This window comes from Streptomyces griseoaurantiacus (genome assembly GCF_036189845.1).
Classification (GTDB): domain Bacteria; phylum Actinomycetota; class Actinomycetes; order Streptomycetales; family Streptomycetaceae; genus Streptomyces; species Streptomyces griseoaurantiacus.
The window spans coordinates 3,434,031-3,450,000 of the sequence record NZ_CP108326.1; the positions used below are offsets into that span (position 1 = coordinate 3,434,031).

The window sequence follows — 15,970 nt, forward strand, 5'->3', positions numbered from 1 at the left end:
GAAGCGGTGTCAATCGCTGTTCGTCGATTCCCGAAGGGCATCGAGAGAGACCGACCGCGGCCCCTCTGACGTCACCACGTACCCCGCCCCGTCCTCGTCAAGCAGTCCGGAGAGCTCCTCGAGCGCCGCTTCGGGGGTCAGTCCGCGCCCATGCGCCCGTTGCAAGCGCTCCAGCCACACCAGGCCCGCGCGATAGACGAGATCGTCGCCCACGTCCGTGGGTTCGAATCCGGCCGCGTTCTCACCGTCGGACGCCCACACGTATCCGAGAAGTCCGTGCGCGCTCTCCACAGGGAGACACTTGACCTCCCCCTTCGCCTTGCGCGAGTAACCGATCCGCCCGAAACCCGGCGCATGAAGGAATACGTCGTACCGGCGGGGAATCTCGAAACTCCTCCACACGTCCGACGCCTTGCCCTCTGCCGTGAAAAAGTTCTCGGCACCGGTCTCGGACGGTTTGGCGAAATATGTCGGGTCATCCGGCTCGGTCTCCGACCCGAGGGTCTCGGCCAGGTCGTGCAGGACTGCGGCGAGACGCGGCGCGTTCGCCAGGTGGACTTCGGGCTGAGGCCGGCCTTTCAGGTCGTACGGCAGCCAGGCGTCCGTGTATGTCAGCAGGTCGACCGTCACGAACTCCGCGAAGGCCGAGGCACCAAGCAGGAAAAGACGCTCAACCAGCTCCTGCCCGTGGGCGGTAGCGACCGGACCACCACAGGTGACGGACACGTCCACGGCGCCGATCTCCCCCGAGCTCATGGCGCCCCGGACCTGATCCGCCACCCGGTCGAGGTCTTCCCTGAGGCTCGCCCCGCCCGCCCGCACAGGGATGTCACCGCGGAAGAGGTAGGTGTTCGCCACTCCGGCTTCCTTGACGGACACACGCAGCTCACCGACCTGAGAAGCGAACTGGTGCCGCGCCAGCACCGCGAGGGCCGCGAGCGCGTCGCGAAGACAGCGGGTCAGGTCGTCCCCGGTGTCGTCGTCACGGCCCCAGGCCCAGCGGGCGACCGGCGTTGTCGCGATCACTACGCACCTTCCGGGGTGAACTCGCCGTCACGGGGGATGAAGATCTCCCCTTCCGGCGTACGAATGACGAACTGCACGTTCTTACCTTCGTAGCCCTTCTGCAACCGACCGATCTGAGTTTCCATGTCCGCCAGCGACGCCTTCGTGTCGACGACGAACGTCTGGACATCGGCGTGCGATTCGGTTAGCTGACCGATCTTCTTGAAGACGTTCCGTACGACTTTGCTCGCGTCTGCCGGAGAATCCGGACCCGTCATGTCCTTGAACTGGTAACCGTGAACCCGACCTCTCGCATCCCGGGCCATGAGGTCGAGATCGGTTCTCGCATCGGTGAAGACTCCCGGCTTGATCTCGTGGCCGCCTTGCTTCACCTCGAACGAGATGTCGGCAATTCCGTCTTCGTGAAGTCTGTTGGCCAGACGGATCTGCTCCCGGGCTCCGGGTAGCTCGCTGGGCCGTGACAGGTTCGACACCACATCCGAGAAATTGGGAGCGTCCTTGAACCGGCCCGAGGCGATGGTATCGGCGATCTCCCTGCCCGCCGGGTCGTGCGCCAGGGTGTCGAGGATCGCCTCCACGTCACCAGGCTTGACCTTCGTGCCGCGGATCTGGTCCCGAACCGCCTGCTCAACCTCGCCTCCGCGCTCCAACGGCCCCATCTCGTCCGGCGGCCTTTGCCAGCCCGCCGGACCATCATGGGCCCCCGCGTCCACGACATCGCTTCCGCCCGGGCCGCCCGTCCCGCCTCCGGCCCCAGGGTGCTCGCCCACACGGTGGCCACCGACGGCGCCCTCGTCCGCAGCCCCTCCCGGACCACCGTCTTGACCACCCGTCGCAGGCTGCTCGTGATGACCGCCGCCCCCCGGACCCTCGTGCCCCGGGCCGCCCGGCCCGTCCCCATGACCGCCGTGCCCCCCGTGGGGCGGCTCGTGGCTCGCCGAGGGGCCGGGCCCGTGCTCGTGGGCCGTGCCGCCGGGGAGGTGGTCGCCCGTGTGACCGCCCGGGAGGTGGTCCCCCGCGTGCCCGCCGGGCAGGTGGTCGCCGCCCGCGTGGACGACGGGGGTCTCGCCGCCGGCGTGGACGACCGGCGTCGTCTTACCGGCGTCGTCGCCGACGCGGCCCAGGTCGGCGAGGTTGTCGTCGAGGCTGTTGCCGAGGCGGATGTGCTGTCCGGCGTTCTCCGCGGTGTGGGTGCCCGCGCCGACGAGGGCGGGTTCCTTGACCGGGGACGGGGTGTGCGGATTGTCCGCGCCGCTCGTCCCGCTGCCGGAGGTGGTGTCGGGCTTGTCGACGATGTCGGTCGGGGCGTCCTGGCCCGCGTGCACGACGTTGCCCTGGCCGTCCAGCACGTTGCCGTGCGGGTCCAGGTACTGCGCCGGTGCCCCCGGCTCCGTCGGCAGCTTCGTCGTGCCCTCAGGCAGGGCCGGGACGTCGTCGGGCAGCTTGAAGTTGCCGTCGGGGAGCTTGACCGCTCCCTCGGGGACCGCCGCGCCCTCGGGCAGGTGGAAGGACCCGTCGGGCAGCTTCAGGGCGCCCTCGGGCAGCGTGATCGCGTTCTCCGGCAGCTTGGGGATCTCGATGTTGCCGACGCCCTTCAGCGCCTTGCTGATGTCGCCGATCTTCGACAGACCCGCCCCGGCACCCTTCATGACATACGTCATCGGGTCGATGACCTTGCCCGCCTTGCCCGCCACCGACAGGGCCTTGGCCACCGCACCGGCCTTGCCCGCACCCGAGGCCGCCGCCCCCGTACCACCGGTGAACACCGTCGTCAGCACGTTGAAGGTCACCGCACCCGCCGCACGCGCGGGATTCTTCCCCCACTCGTCCCACGCCACCAGCGCCTTGCCCGTCTCCTTCATCGCGGTCCGCGAGTCCCGCAACCAGGAGGGCAACTTGTCGTCCGGCAACGTCCAGAACAACGTCGACGCACCAGGAATCGAGGAGATCACCAGACCCGTGGCCAGCTGCGCCAGGCCCTTCCACGCCTGACCCATCGCCTCCCAGCCACCGAAGCCCACCAGCGTGCCCAGGCCCTTGATCGTGCCCCACACACCGTCCACGATCAGGCCGTCCCACACGAACGACTTCACCCAGTGGCCGACCTCGTACCAGTGATGCTTCTCCTCCACCGGGTCACCCCAGGGAAGCTTCGCGTTCTTCAGATCCTCCGCATCGAACCCGTACTGGTCCTCCCGCTCGGACCCGTCACCCGCGACCATCTGCGTCCCGCCGAAGATCGCCGTGATCTTGTTGTGGCAGGTCCGCTCCGCCGCCCAGAACGCCGCGACCGTCGTCGTGATCTCGTCCCGGATCCCGTTGTGCTCCTCGACCTTGTCCCCGTCGTACTCCCAGTCGTCGTCGTCCTTGACCGCATTGACGAACGTCGTCGCCTTCGTCTTCAGCTCCGCCAGCTTCGACACCAGCGGACGGATCTCCGTCGCATACGACGACAACGCCGAGGACACCGTCTCCAGATCCGTCGCGAACTCATCCGCACGGTCCTTCACCGGCTTCGTCGACGCGAACAACTGCTCCGCCTCCGGAGCCTTGTAATACGCCGACAACCCCTGGAACTTCGCATGCACATCACTACCGGTCGTCCGCACCGCACCCGCGTCCGACTTCAACCCCTGATGCGCCAGCTGCAACTGGAAGAGATCACCGGTGTACTGCGGGATCTTCGACGGGTCGATCACCTCGTCTGTACCCCGGGCTTCTTCGGGTCGATGTCGGGGGCCGACAGCGCCTTGCGCTGCGCCTCCGCCGCCATCTCCTCGTCACCGTTGAGGTACGCAGTCGTCGCGTCGACCGCGCCCTGCAGCGACTTGCCCGCCCTGGCCGCGATGAACTTCAGGTCCTTCACCGCGTGATCCGCGTACTGCGACAGGGCCAGCGCGACCAGACCGCCCTGCGCCTTCTCGCCGCCCTCGCCCCCGCCCTCGGCGGAGATGGTGCCGGCGCTGGTCGCCGCGGACGTCATGTGTTCCCCGTACGCCTTCGCGTGCTTCTCGATGTGCGACGCCTTCTCGCCCGTCGTCTTCAACACGCCCTGAATACCCTGCGGCTTCAGATCCCAGCCCGACACGTGCGCACCCCCGTGCTCCTCAGTCCGTCCATGCCCTGTTCCCGGCGCCGGGGCCTCCTGCCGTCGTAACGGCCCCGACGCCGCTCCTGCCTCTTGCCCGTCCCCAAGGAGGGGCACCGTCACCGAGGCGACGGATCGCCCCGACCGGCCACCGGCCGCGTCAGCCGATGTTGTCGACCGCCGCCTTGGCCCGCGAGAGCGTCGACTGCGCGGTGCCGTCGTTCTTCTCCAGCGTCGACTTCACCAGCGCGATGATGTTCTTGACCTCCTGCGAGGCCCGGTTCCACCGCTGCTCCTTGCCGTGGTACTCGTCCGCCACGCCGTCCGCGGTGAAGTCCGACATCGCCGCCTTGACCTGCCGGTCACGCGCCGCGATGACCTCCTCCAGGCGGCCCACGACCGCCTGGATGTTGCCCTGCGCGTCAGTCGACGCGCTCACGTCGTACGAACGACGGTCCGCTCCCTGCGCCATCACACACCACTCCCCGTGAGAAGAAATCCAGCCTGTCCGTCGAGCGTCCGCTAGCGGGCGCCGAACCGTGCTCCGTCGAAGTTGGCGGCCGACATCTGCTGCTTCGCGTTGTCGCCCTGCTCCTGATCGCCGGACCCGAAGGCCGACTCCATGCCCGACTGACCGCCGAGGATCGCCGACAGGGACGCGTTCAGGTCCGCCGTGATCGAGTCGGCCTTCGCCTTGAACTGGTCGAAGGCCACCCGGCCCGCGCCGTTGAACTTGCCCTCCAGCGGCTGCGCGGCCTGCACGAGCTGACGGATCAGCGTGCCCAGGTCGTCACCCGACCCGCGCGAGTCCCGCATCAGCGTCTGCAGGGTCTGTGCACCCATGTCGAACTTCATGCGATCGATCCCCCTGACTGTTCCGGCTCTCTGCGTCCTGCGTTCGTACGTTCTTACGTCTGCCTTACGCCTGGCTCCCGTACCACTGTTCCCCAGGCTGCTCAACTCGCGCAACCGAGCTACGTAACAGGCTTGCCACAGCAAACACAGCGGTTGGCAACAGGGGCAACGAAGGAGGTCCGGACGCGGTCCCGCCCGCCACCCGCGCCGCTCCGCCACCAGGCTCCCCGCCCGACCGTCGGCCGACCGTCGGCCGACGGCGTTAACCTTCATCCGGACGGGTGATGCACCGCCCCGGCGAACTGTCCGGTCGTCAGCCGACGGCACGTCAGTACCCGGCGGGACGGCGCGCGGGGGTCGCACCGTCGCGCGGCGGCCTCATCCGGGCCGTCGAGGAGAGGCCAGGGTCGCGGCGGCGCACACCGACGACGTGACGGGGCTTCAGGGGCGTAAAGGGGCTAACGACCGGACCACGGCACGGGTTACCCCCATCACGTCATTGCCCGGCGTAATCCGCCGTGATACACAGAGTGACCATACGATTCCCCGCACACCGCCCCGAGTCCCCCAGGAGACGCCCGGCGGTCCGGAAGACAAAAGAAGAGACGAAACCCGCCAATCAATGACGCCAAGTCGACATACGACAGCGGCATTGTCAGCGAGAATGAGCCTGGCCTCCGTGCGGTACGACGAAGGTGCAAGAGTTCGGAGAACTACCCGACAGGGGCGGTGACTTACATGCTTTTCGCGGCCGAAAAAGGCGACATCAACACCATCATCGGCGGAATCGCCCCAGACTGGGGTCCGTTCGGCAGTCTCGGCAACGAGGCCCGCGTGATGGTCGAGGTCGTCATGGCCGTCGCCATCCTGCTCTGCCTCGCCATCGCCATCTGGGGCGCGGCCAAGCAGCGCATCGGCGCCACGGCCCTGCGCGACACGTTCAGCGCGGAACAGGGCAAGGGCCTGATCGTCGCCGGTCTGACCGGGGTCTTCATCATCGGCTCGCTCGGCACAGTGTTCACGATCGTGTACGGCATGGCCGTCTAGCACGCCGGCGGCCGCCGTCCGGCGCCCCCTCGGTCGCGGCCGGGCGCGCTCCCGGTCCCGTCGATCCGTCCGCCCTTCGCGCCCCACCGGCTGAGGTTCCGTTTAGCTGATGTCCAGTCACCATCGAGCCGTCTCACCGCACTACCCCGAGGGGCAGCGCGGTTACCGTCGTACTCCGGCGCGCTCCGCCGGTACGCGGACGACGGAACCGGAGCGGGCCGGCACGAAGTGTCCCGGTACGAGGACGAGGTCGAGGGTGAAGGGGGCGTGGCCGGCATGAGTCCCGGTGGCGAGCGCGGATACGGTGACGCCTCCTCACGAGGCGACGAGGGAGGATACGGCGACGGCGGCTACGGAGGCACGGGGCAGACCCGCACCCGGCTTCCGGATCGCCCCGGCGACGTCTACGGCGGCGCACGGCGCGGCCGCGGGGGCTCCTCGCGGAGCACGGTGACGGTCGTCGCCGTCGTCGTCCTGCTCATCGCCGCCATCGCCTTCGCGAACCGTGGCGGCGGCGGAGGCGGAGGGGACGGGAGCGGCTCGGCCTCGAACGGCTCTCGCTCCGGCGACAGAGCCAAGTCCGCCCCCACGACGGCCACCGGCAAGCGCCCGGTCGACACGAAGACCTCCGGCATCCCCACCGGCTACGCCCACGACCAACAGGGCGCCCAGAGCGCGGCGACGAACTACGCCGTGGCAATGGGCGGCACCGGCATGTTCAACGCGGACACCCGGCACGTCATCGTCGACACGGTCTATACCGAGGCCGCCGCGGGCAAGCTCCGGAATGCCATGGACGACGCGTACTCGCCGAGCTTCCTCGACCGGCTGGGCCTGAAGCCCGACGGCAGCCCGCCCGAGGGCAGCACCTTCGTCTCCCGGACCGTGCCCGTGGGCAGCAAGGTCAAGGAGTACGACAACGACTCCGCCACCGTCGCCGTCTGGTACATGGGCCTCATCGGCATGGCCGGTCCTGGCTCCACGGACCCCGTGACCACGTCCTGGTCGACGTGGACCTTCGATCTGCGGTGGACCGACGGGGACTGGAAGATCGTCTCGGACTCGCAGAAGGACGGCCCCACCCCGGTCCCGGGTGACGACAAGGCCGCCGCCTCCGACGAGATCAGCAAGGCCGTCGAGGAGTACGGAGGCTTCACGTATGCCCGGTAAGCACCGCGTGCTCAGGCTCGCGGCGGTCGTCACCGCCGTGCAGACCGGCGCCATTCTGCTGGCCACCCGCGCCTTCGCCGATCCCGACCCCTCCTCGTCCCCCTCACCCTCGGAGTCGTCGGGCGGGGTGAACTGCGACCACATCGTCGGTCGTGCCGGCGACTACTGCCAGCGCGGCAACCAGCGGAGCGGCTCCGGCTCCTCCGACTCCCCCGGCGTCAGCGACACCCTCGACCCGCTCTCCTCCCTCGCCCGCGGCTGCGCCGACGCCGCCTCCTGGACCGTCGACAAGCTGTCCGAGGCCGTGAAGGAGACGGCCACCGTCGACTTCACCAACACCAAGTTCCTGCAGCAGTACGCCGTCGTCTTCGCCGCCTCCACGATCCTCACCCTCGTGCTGTGGCTGCTCGCCGTCGCCAAGCGCGCCGTCCGCGGCGTGCCGCTCGGCACGGCGATCGGCGAGGCCATCGGCTTCCTGTGGCTGACGGTGCTGGCCTCCGCCTTCACCCCACTGATCCTGTACACCGTCGTCTCCGCGACCGACGGCGTCACGGACGTCCTCGCCAAGACCACCGGCGACCAGACGGACACCTTCTTCGGCACGTTCTCCGGCGCGCTGAAGAAGCAGGAGAACATCGGCGGCGGCCCGATCATGCTGATCGTGGTCTCCCTGGTGTCGATCCTGGCCGCCGGCGTGCTCTGGCTGGAACTGGTCATCCGCGCCGCCCTGCTCTACGTGGGCGCCCTGCTCGGCACGGTCGTCTACGCCGGCCTGGTCGACAAAAACCTGTGGAGCCACGTCCGCCGCTGGGCGGGCATCATGATCGCCGTGATACTGGTGAAGCCCGTCATCGTCATCGTCCTGGGGCTCGCCGGCGCGCTCTCCACGGACGACGGTCCGGGCGCCTTCTCCGCGGTCGTCTCCGGGCTCGCCATCATCCTGCTCGCCATCTTCGCCAGCGCCATGATCTACCGCTTCGTGCCCGGCTTCGGCGACGAGATCGCCGCCGGCCGCAACAACCGCATGATGCAGGGCGCCGAGAGCAAGGCCGCCGCCGTCATCAGCTCCCCCGCCACCTTCGTCGCCCAGGGCATCAAGGCCCACAGCACCCGCGCCGACAACGGCGGGGGCGGCGGTGCCGCGTCCGGCGGTGCCCGCCCCTCCAACCCGGCCTCGGGCGGCGTCGCCGCCCACAGCTCCCGTTCGGGGAACGGAGGCGGGGGAGCCGTCCCCTCCCCCGCGCCCGCACCCCGTTCGAGCCCCGTCAACACTCCACACGCCAGCAACACCCGCAACAGCGGCACCAAGAGCACGGGAGGTGAAGGGCGTTGACGACCGAGTCCCACCTGTCGCATCCGATCGCGCCCCGCCGGACGTACCTGATCGGCCGCGCCCGGCCGAACGCGGTCATCGGACGCAACCGGGAGACGGGCGAGATCGCCCTGATCATCGCCGGCGCGTTCCTCGGCATGATGTGCGGGCTCCTCGTCCCCGCGCTCCCCCTGCGCATCGCGTCCCTGACGGGTTTCCCGCTGCTCGCGCTCGCCGCCGTCTACGTGCCCTACCGGCGCCGTACGTTCTACAAGTGGTTCGAGATCAACCGCAGCTACAAGCGCACGGTCAAGCGGAACGCCACCTACCGTTCCGTCGCCATGGAGGCCGGCACCCGGATCGACGGCCGCGAGATCGAGATCGGCCCGCCCCCCGGCATCGGCCGCATCTCCTGGCTCGCCGCCCCCTTCGGACCCGACGAGATCGCCGTCCTGCTGCACGCCGACCGGCGCACGGTCACCGCCGCCATCGAGATCGAGGGCCCCGGCGTCGGCCTGCGCGACAGCGAGGACCAGGAGGCCCTCGTCGACCGCTTCGGCACGCTGCTCAAGCACGTGGCCAACGGCGACGGCTTCGTCACCCGCCTCCAGATGCTCGCCCGGACCCTGCCCGCCGACCCCGACGCCCACGCCAAGGACGTCTCCGTCCGCGGCGACGAGCGCTCCCCGGGCTGGCTGCAGCGCTCCTACGAGGAACTGCAGTCGATGGTGTCCACGAGCAGCGAGCAGCACCGCGCCTACCTCGTCGCCTGCATGCACTTCAACCGTGAGCTGGCCGCCGAGGCCAACGCCATGGCGCGCGCCGCCCGCTCCCAGCACGGCCAGAAGCTGGACCGCGACGCCGGGCTCGCCGTCGTCATGGCCCGCGAGCTCACCGACATCTGCTCGCGCCTCCAGGAGGCCGACATCCGGGTCCGCCAGCCGCTCGGCCAGGGCCGGCTCGCCTCCCTGATCCACTCCATGTACGACCCGGACCACCCGATCGACCACATTCAGGCGATGACCAGGCGCAACGCCTGGCCTGCCGAGCTGGACGCCACCGAGCCGACCTTCCTCCAGGCCAAGACCCGCGAGTCCACCACCCGCGAGCCCTGGTGCCACGCCACCGCCTGGGTCAAGGAGTGGCCGATGACCCCGGTCGGCGTGAACTTCCTGGCACCGCTGCTCGTCCACACCCCGGACGTCATCCGCACCGTCGCCGTCACGATGGACCTCGAACCCACCGAGATCGCCATCGAGCGCATGCTGACCGAGAAGACGAACGACGCCGCCGAGGCCAGCCGCGCCGCGAAGATGAACCGCACGGTCGACCCGCGCGACATGGCCGCCAACAACCGGCTCGACCAGCGCGGCGAGGACCTCGCCAGCGGCGCGGCCGGCGTCAACCTGGTCGGCTGGATCACCGTCTCCTCACGCACTCCCGAGGCCCTGGCCCGCGACAAGCGGACCATCCGTGCCTCGGCCGGAAAGTCGTACCTGAAGCTGGAGTGGTGCGATCGCGAGCACCATCGCGCCTTCGTGAACACTCTTCCGTTCGCCACCGGCATCCGAAGGTAGGGCTGCCCCATGCGGGACCCGCTGTCCATCCTCACCGAAGCCTTCACGTCCTTCCTCTTCGGCAAGGTCGAGACCACCCGGCTCCCGGTCCGCACCTCCACGGGCCAGGCCCAGGCCGTCTACCTGCCCACCGCGGCCCCCGGCCTCGGCGATTCCGGTGTGATCATCGGACGTGAGGTGTACTCCGGGAAGGGCTACATCTACGACCCCTTCCAGCTCTACGGCCAGCAGCTCCCCGCCCCCCACTGGCTGGTCCTCGGCGAGTCAGGCAACGGCAAGTCGGCGCTGGAGAAGACGTACGTCCTGCGCCAGCTCCGCTTCCGGGACCGCCAGGTCGTCGTCCTGGACGCCCAGGGCGAGGACGGCGTCGGCGAGTGGAACCTCATCGCCGAGGAACTCGGCATAACGCCGATCCGCCTGGACCCGACGGCGGCCCTGAACCACGGCATCCGGCTCAACCCGCTGGACCCGTCCATCACCACCACCGGCCAGCTCGCCCTGCTGCGCACCATCATCGAGGTCGCGATGGGGCACGGCCTCGACGAGCGCTCCGGCTTCGCCCTCAAGGTCGCCCACGCGTACGTCAACGAGACGATCGTCGAGCGCCAGCCGGTCCTCACCGACATCGTGGAGCAACTGCGCCACCCCGAGCCCGAGTCGGCGGAGGCGATGAACGTCGCCATAGACGACGTACGGGCCTGGGGTCTGGACGTCGCGCTGGTCCTGGACCGCCTGGTCGACGGCGACCTGCGCGGCATGTTCGACGGCCCCACCACGGTCGGCATCGACCTCGACGCCCCCCTGATCGTCTTCGACCTCTCCCACATCGACCGCAACTCCATCGCCATGCCGATCCTCATGGCGATCGTCGGCGTCTGGCTGGAGCACACCTGGATCCGCCCCGACCGGAAGAAGCGCATCTTCCTGGTCGAGGAGGCCTGGCACATCATCAACAGCCCCTTCGTCGCCCAGCTCTTCCAGCGGCTGCTCAAGTTCGGACGCCGGCTCGGCCTGTCCTTCGTGGCGGTCGTCCACCACCTGTCCGACGTCGTCGACGGGGCGGCCGCCAAGGAGGCGGCGGCCATCCTCAAGATGGCCTCCACCCGCACCATCTACGCCCAGAAGGCCGACGAGGCACGGGCCACCGGCCGGGTGCTCGGCCTGCCACGCTGGGCGGTGGAGATCATCCCGACGCTGACCCCCGGCATCGCCGTCTGGGACGTCAACGGCAACGTCCAGGTCGTCAAGCACCTCATCACCGAGACCGAACGCCCCCTCGTCTTCACCGACCGCGCCATGACCGAGTCCTCCTTCGACCGACCGGAGGACGACGCACTGCGCGCCGCCGAACTCGAGGCGGAGGAGCGGGCCGCGGCCTTCATGGAGCACCATCTGGGCGAACTGAGCGGCCTCGACGGGTCCTCGGAGTCCACCGTGGCGTAAAAGAGGGTGAGCGACAGGGCGGCGCCGGGAGTGGGCATGGGCGCGCGGGAACAGCGGGGAGGCGTGGACCCGACATGAGACCGGAGGATCGCGGTCACCGGACGGGCGGACAGGCCGCCGGAGCAGCTGAAGGCGGCACGCCGGACGGCGGCCGCGGCGGCATGCCGGACGGCCTGCTCATAGGGCTGCTGCTGTTCCTGCTCGGCACGACGGTGCTGGTGTGGACGGCCACGGGCCTGTCCGGCCTGTTCGCCGGCGGCGCCTGGCCGCACGGCGTGACGTTCTCGCGCACGCCGCTGGCCATGCGCCACCTGATGGGGCAGCCGCACGACATCAGGGGCGCCTGGCCGGACACCCCGGCGGACCAGCTCTCGGGTTACGGGCTGTTCTGGGGCCTGTTCATCGCCCAGCTCATGGTCCTCGTCGTCCTGACGGTGTTCGTCCTGGGCACGCTGACCCGATGGCGGGCGGTACGGGCTCGGCGGCGCGCGGAGGCGAGGAACACACCCCCGGCGGCGCGGACGGAACCCGTACGGCCGGCACCGGAGACGCCCACGGGGCCGGCAGCGGGCCCTGCAGCCCCTCCGACCGCCCGACCGGTTGCTCCGGGAGCCGCGGTGACTCCCCCGGCTCCAGCGGCTCCTCCCGCGATGCCTCCACCGGTCGAGGCCGCGCCGGCGCCCGGCATCCCCGCATCCGGCGTGCCCGCACCGCGCCCGGCGGTGGACGACGGGATGCCGAGGGGCCCCCGGCCGGGCGGCGCGAGGGCAGGCGACGGCTGGGAGCACCCCTCCGTGCTCCTCGGCCACGCCGACACCCGCCGCCCCGCCGCCGTCCAGGCCGTGCGGGACGCCTCCGGGCCCACCGTCGTCGTCACCTCCGACCCCTCCCTGTGGGCGGAGACCAAGGACGCCCGCGCCAAACTGGGCCCCGTCCTCCTCTACGACCCCTCGCACCTGTGCGACACCCCGGCCCGTCTCCACTGGTCCCCCACGGCCGGCTGCGAGGACAGGGAGACGGCCAAGGCCCGCGCGGAGGCCCTGCTCGCCCCCGTCCGCCCCACCGCCAAGATCGACCAGGCCCTCGCGGACACCGCCGAGACCCTGCTGCGCTGCTATCTGCACGCCGCCGCGGTGGACGGCCGCGCCGTCCGCCACCTCCACCGCTGGGCCCAGGGCACGGGCGTCCAGGAGGCCGTACGGGCCCTGCGCACGAACCCCAAGGCGTCCCACGGCACGGCGGGCGAACTGGAGGCCGCCCTCACCTCGTATCCCGACCGCCGCGACATGGCACAGGAGTTGACGGCGCGCGCACTGTCCTCACTGTTCACCGTCAATATCCGCGAGGCCTGCACTCCCCACCGAAGTGACGCCCTCGCCTTGGATTCCTTCGTCAACGAAGGGGGAACGCTTTATGTGGTCGGTGAACCCATCGAGGACCCCAGACAGCATCCCGGAGCGATGCCCCTGCTGACGGCCCTCGTCTCACACGTGGTCGAGCGCGGCCGCCGCATGGCCGAACGGTCATCCGCCGGTCGCCTCGACCCACCACTTGCCCTCGTCCTCGAGGACGTGGCGGCGGTCGCCCCCCTCCCCCGGCTCCCGGAGCTCCTCGACACCGGCGCCGACCGGGGCCTCCCCACTCTGGCCCTGCTCCGCTCCCGCGAACAACTCCGCTCGCGCTGGCCGCAGTACCGCCTCCCGGTCTAGGACCGGACGACGGTCCTCAGGCCGGGTCGGACGGCCATCGCAGGACCATCTCCCGCTCACGGTGCCCCGAACCGCCCGGCACCGGGCCGGTGACTCCGGTGGCCACGAACCCGGCCTTCCGGTAGAAGGCCTCCGCCCGCGCGTTGTCCTCGTGCACGAACAGCCGCACACGGTCCAGCCCCCGCTTCCGGCACCAGTCCACCGCGGCCTCGAACAACGCCGCCGCCACACCGGTCCCGCGCTGCTCCGGCCGCACGAAGACACCGACGAGATGCCCCTGCTCACGCTCCACGACGTGCCCGAGGAAGTCCTCCGAACCCGCCTCCTCGACCAGTACGGTCACCGAGCCGTCCCATGCGCCGTCCGGCCGCTCGGCGATGAACTGCTGCCGCTGAAACGCCCCCTCCGCCGCAGTCGACGTACGCTCCTGCCAGTAGAAGTCCGGCTTCGCGAGGGCGTCCTCGTACGTCTCCAGGAAGGCGAGGGGAGCCAGGGGATCCCGCAACGCCTCGAGCCGCAGCCGCTTCACGGCCGGCCACTCGTCGGTACGTATGGCACGAATCACGTGGTTCATGACGGCCACGCTACCCGGCGCGCGCTCCGCCGGAAATTGCTTAAAAACAAGAAAGCCCCCGTGCCAATGGCACGGGGGCTTTCTCCAATATTTGTTCGGCGGTGTCCTACTCTCCCACAGGGTCCCCCCTGCAGTACCATCGGCGCTGTAAGGCTTAGCTTCCGGGTTCGGAATGTAACCGGGCGTTTCCCCTACGCTATGACCACCGAAACACTATGAAACACAACCAGCAACCGGTAACAAAACACGGTCTGATCGTTCGTGGTTTCAGAACCAACACAGTGGACGCGAGCAACTGAGGACAAGCCCTCGGCCTATTAGTACCGGTCACCTCCACCAGTTACCTGGCTTCCAGATCCGGCCTATCAACCCAGTCGTCTACTGGGAGCCTTACCCCATCAAGTGGGTGGGAGTCCTCATCTCGAAGCAGGCTTCCCGCTTAGATGCTTTCAGCGGTTATCCCTCCCGAACGTAGCCAACCAGCCATGCCCTTGGCAGAACAACTGGCACACCAGAGGTTCGTCCGTCCCGGTCCTCTCGTACTAGGGACAGCCCTTCTCAAGACTCCTACGCGCGCAGCGGATAGGGACCGAACTGTCTCACGACGTTCTAAACCCAGCTCGCGTACCGCTTTAATGGGCGAACAGCCCAACCCTTGGGACCGACTCCAGCCCCAGGATGCGACGAGCCGACATCGAGGTGCCAAACCATCCCGTCGATATGGACTCTTGGGGAAGATCAGCCTGTTATCCCCGGGGTACCTTTTATCCGTTGAGCGACGGCGCTTCCACAAGCCACCGCCGGATCACTAGTCCCGACTTTCGTCCCTGCTCGACCCGTCGGTCTCACAGTCAAGCTCCCTTGTGCACTTACACTCACCACCTGATTACCAACCAGGCTGAGGGAACCTTTGGGCGCCTCCGTTACCCTTTAGGAGGCAACCGCCCCAGTTAAACTACCCATCAGACACTGTCCCTGATCCGGATCACGGACCCAGGTTAGACATCCAGCACGACCAGACTGGTATTTCAACGACGACTCCACCCGAACTGGCGTCCGAGCTTCACAGTCTCCCAGCTATCCTACACAAGCCGAACCGAACACCAATATCAAACTGTAGTAAAGGTCCCGGGGTCTTTCCGTCCTGCTGCGCGAAACGAGCATCTTTACTCGTAGTGCAATTTCACCGGGCCTATGGTTGAGACAGTCGAGAAGTCGTTACGCCATTCGTGCAGGTCGGAACTTACCCGACAAGGAATTTCGCTACCTTAGGATGGTTATAGTTACCACCGCCGTTTACTGGCGCTTAAGTTCTCAGCTTCGCCACCCCGAAGAGTGACTAACCGGTCCCCTTAACGTTCCAGCACCGGGCAGGCGTCAGTCCGTATACATCGCCTTACGGCTTCGCACGGACCTGTGTTTTTAGTAAACAGTCGCTTCTCGCTGGTCTCTGCGGCCACACCCAGCTCACCGTGCAAGACGGCTCACCAGACATGGCCCCCCTTCTCCCGAAGTTACGGGGGCATTTTGCCGAGTTCCTTAACCATAGTTCACCCGAACGCCTCGGTATTCTCTACCAGACCACCTGAGTCGGTTTAGGGTACGGGCCGCCATGAAACTCGCTAGAGGCTTTTCTCGACAGCATAGGATCATCCACTTCACCACAATCGGCTCGGCATCAGGTCTCAGCCTTGATGAACGGCGGATTTACCTACCGTCCGGCCTACACCCTTACCCCGGGACAACCACCGCCCGGGATGGACTACCTTCCTGCGTCACCCCATCACTCACCTACTAACCGCTTGGGCCGGCGGCTCCACCACTCCGAGATTGTCCGAAGACGCACCCGGCGGTTTCACGGCCTTAGCATCACGATGCTCGATGTTTGACGCTTCACAGCGGGTACCGGAATATCAACCGGTTATCCATCGACTACGCCTGTCGGCCTCGCCTTAGGTCCCGACTTACCCTGGGCAGATCAGCTTGACCCAGGAACCCTTAGTCAATCGGCGCACACGTTTCCCACGTGTGAATCGCTACTCATGCCTGCATTCTCACTCGTCAACCGTCCACAACTCGCTTACGCGGCTGCTTCACCCGGCAGACGACGCTCCCCTACCCATCACAGCCTCCGTTGGGAGTACATGCTGCAATGACACGACTTCGGCG

General features: G+C 68.4%; 12 protein-coding genes and 2 rRNA genes (1 of these 14 running past the window's edge). 6 read left to right on the forward strand and 8 right to left on the reverse strand.

Annotated features, from left to right (window positions below):
- Positions 1 to 9: 9 nt before the first annotated feature.
- The 5 genes from OHB09_RS15300 to OHB09_RS15320 all read right to left on the reverse strand — a co-directional run bounded on the left by OHB09_RS15300 (position 10) and on the right by OHB09_RS15320 (position 4,969).
- Positions 10 to 1,026 (reverse strand): hypothetical protein, encoded by a 1,017-nt coding sequence (locus OHB09_RS15300; protein ID WP_191889799.1) that lies wholly within the window; start codon positions 1,024 to 1,026, stop codon positions 10 to 12.
- On the reverse strand, positions 1,026 to 3,725 hold the full coding sequence (locus OHB09_RS15305; RefSeq protein ID WP_328922109.1) for a hypothetical protein: 2,700 nt from the start codon (positions 3,723 to 3,725) through the stop codon (positions 1,026 to 1,028). Before OHB09_RS15305 ends, OHB09_RS15300 begins: the two co-directional genes overlap by 1 nt.
- Positions 3,722 to 4,075, reverse strand: coding sequence for a DUF6507 family protein (locus OHB09_RS15310; RefSeq protein ID WP_006138296.1), 354 nt, complete (start codon positions 4,073 to 4,075; stop codon positions 3,722 to 3,724). Before OHB09_RS15310 ends, OHB09_RS15305 begins: the two co-directional genes overlap by 4 nt.
- A 199-nt stretch (positions 4,076 to 4,274) precedes the next feature.
- On the reverse strand, positions 4,275 to 4,586 hold the full coding sequence (locus OHB09_RS15315; RefSeq protein ID WP_040894055.1) for a pore-forming ESAT-6 family protein: 312 nt from the start codon (positions 4,584 to 4,586) through the stop codon (positions 4,275 to 4,277).
- A gap of 50 nt (positions 4,587 to 4,636) precedes the next feature.
- Entirely contained in the window at positions 4,637 to 4,969 is a 333-nt protein-coding gene (locus OHB09_RS15320; RefSeq protein WP_006138298.1) for a hypothetical protein, read from the reverse strand.
- 738 nt (positions 4,970 to 5,707) lie between these two features.
- Here OHB09_RS15320 and OHB09_RS15325 point away from each other — a divergent pair.
- The 6 genes from OHB09_RS15325 (at position 5,708) to OHB09_RS15350 (ending at position 13,227) form a co-directional block, all read left to right on the forward strand.
- Entirely contained in the window at positions 5,708 to 6,016 is a 309-nt protein-coding gene (locus OHB09_RS15325) for a hypothetical protein (RefSeq protein WP_006138299.1), read from the forward strand.
- A 276-nt stretch (positions 6,017 to 6,292) separates the two neighbouring features.
- Positions 6,293 to 7,186 carry a hypothetical protein gene (locus OHB09_RS15330; RefSeq protein ID WP_167795017.1) on the forward strand — a complete coding sequence of 298 codons (894 nt, stop codon included), beginning with the start codon at positions 6,293 to 6,295 and terminating at the stop codon, positions 7,184 to 7,186.
- Entirely contained in the window at positions 7,176 to 8,519 is a 1,344-nt protein-coding gene (locus OHB09_RS15335) for a hypothetical protein (RefSeq protein WP_006138301.1), read from the forward strand. The genes OHB09_RS15330 and OHB09_RS15335 overlap by 11 nt, the downstream gene beginning before the upstream one ends.
- Positions 8,516 to 10,075 carry an SCO6880 family protein gene (locus OHB09_RS15340; protein WP_006138302.1) on the forward strand — a complete coding sequence of 520 codons (1,560 nt, stop codon included), beginning with the start codon at positions 8,516 to 8,518 and terminating at the stop codon, positions 10,073 to 10,075. Before OHB09_RS15335 ends, OHB09_RS15340 begins: the two co-directional genes overlap by 4 nt.
- A gap of 9 nt (positions 10,076 to 10,084) precedes the next feature.
- A complete protein-coding gene (locus tag OHB09_RS15345) occupies positions 10,085 to 11,518 on the forward strand; it encodes an ATP-binding protein (RefSeq protein WP_006138303.1) in 1,434 nt (477 codons plus the stop codon).
- Between the two features lie 74 nt (positions 11,519 to 11,592).
- Positions 11,593 to 13,227: a type IV secretory system conjugative DNA transfer family protein gene (locus OHB09_RS15350; protein ID WP_191855056.1), complete on the forward strand. Its 1,635-nt coding sequence runs from the start codon at positions 11,593 to 11,595 to the stop codon at positions 13,225 to 13,227.
- 16 nt (positions 13,228 to 13,243) lie between these two features.
- Here the strand turns inward: OHB09_RS15350 and OHB09_RS15355 are convergent, their stop codons facing one another.
- From OHB09_RS15355 to OHB09_RS15365, 3 genes are all read right to left on the reverse strand, one after another.
- Positions 13,244 to 13,801, reverse strand: a complete 558-nt coding sequence (locus tag OHB09_RS15355; RefSeq protein ID WP_167795015.1) for a GNAT family N-acetyltransferase — start codon at positions 13,799 to 13,801, stop codon at positions 13,244 to 13,246.
- Between the two features lie 93 nt (positions 13,802 to 13,894).
- A 5S ribosomal RNA gene (gene rrf / locus OHB09_RS15360) occupies positions 13,895 to 14,011 on the reverse strand.
- An 87-nt stretch (positions 14,012 to 14,098) separates the two neighbouring features.
- Positions 14,099 to 15,970 (reverse strand): 23S ribosomal RNA (locus OHB09_RS15365) (it continues 1,252 nt past the right edge of the window).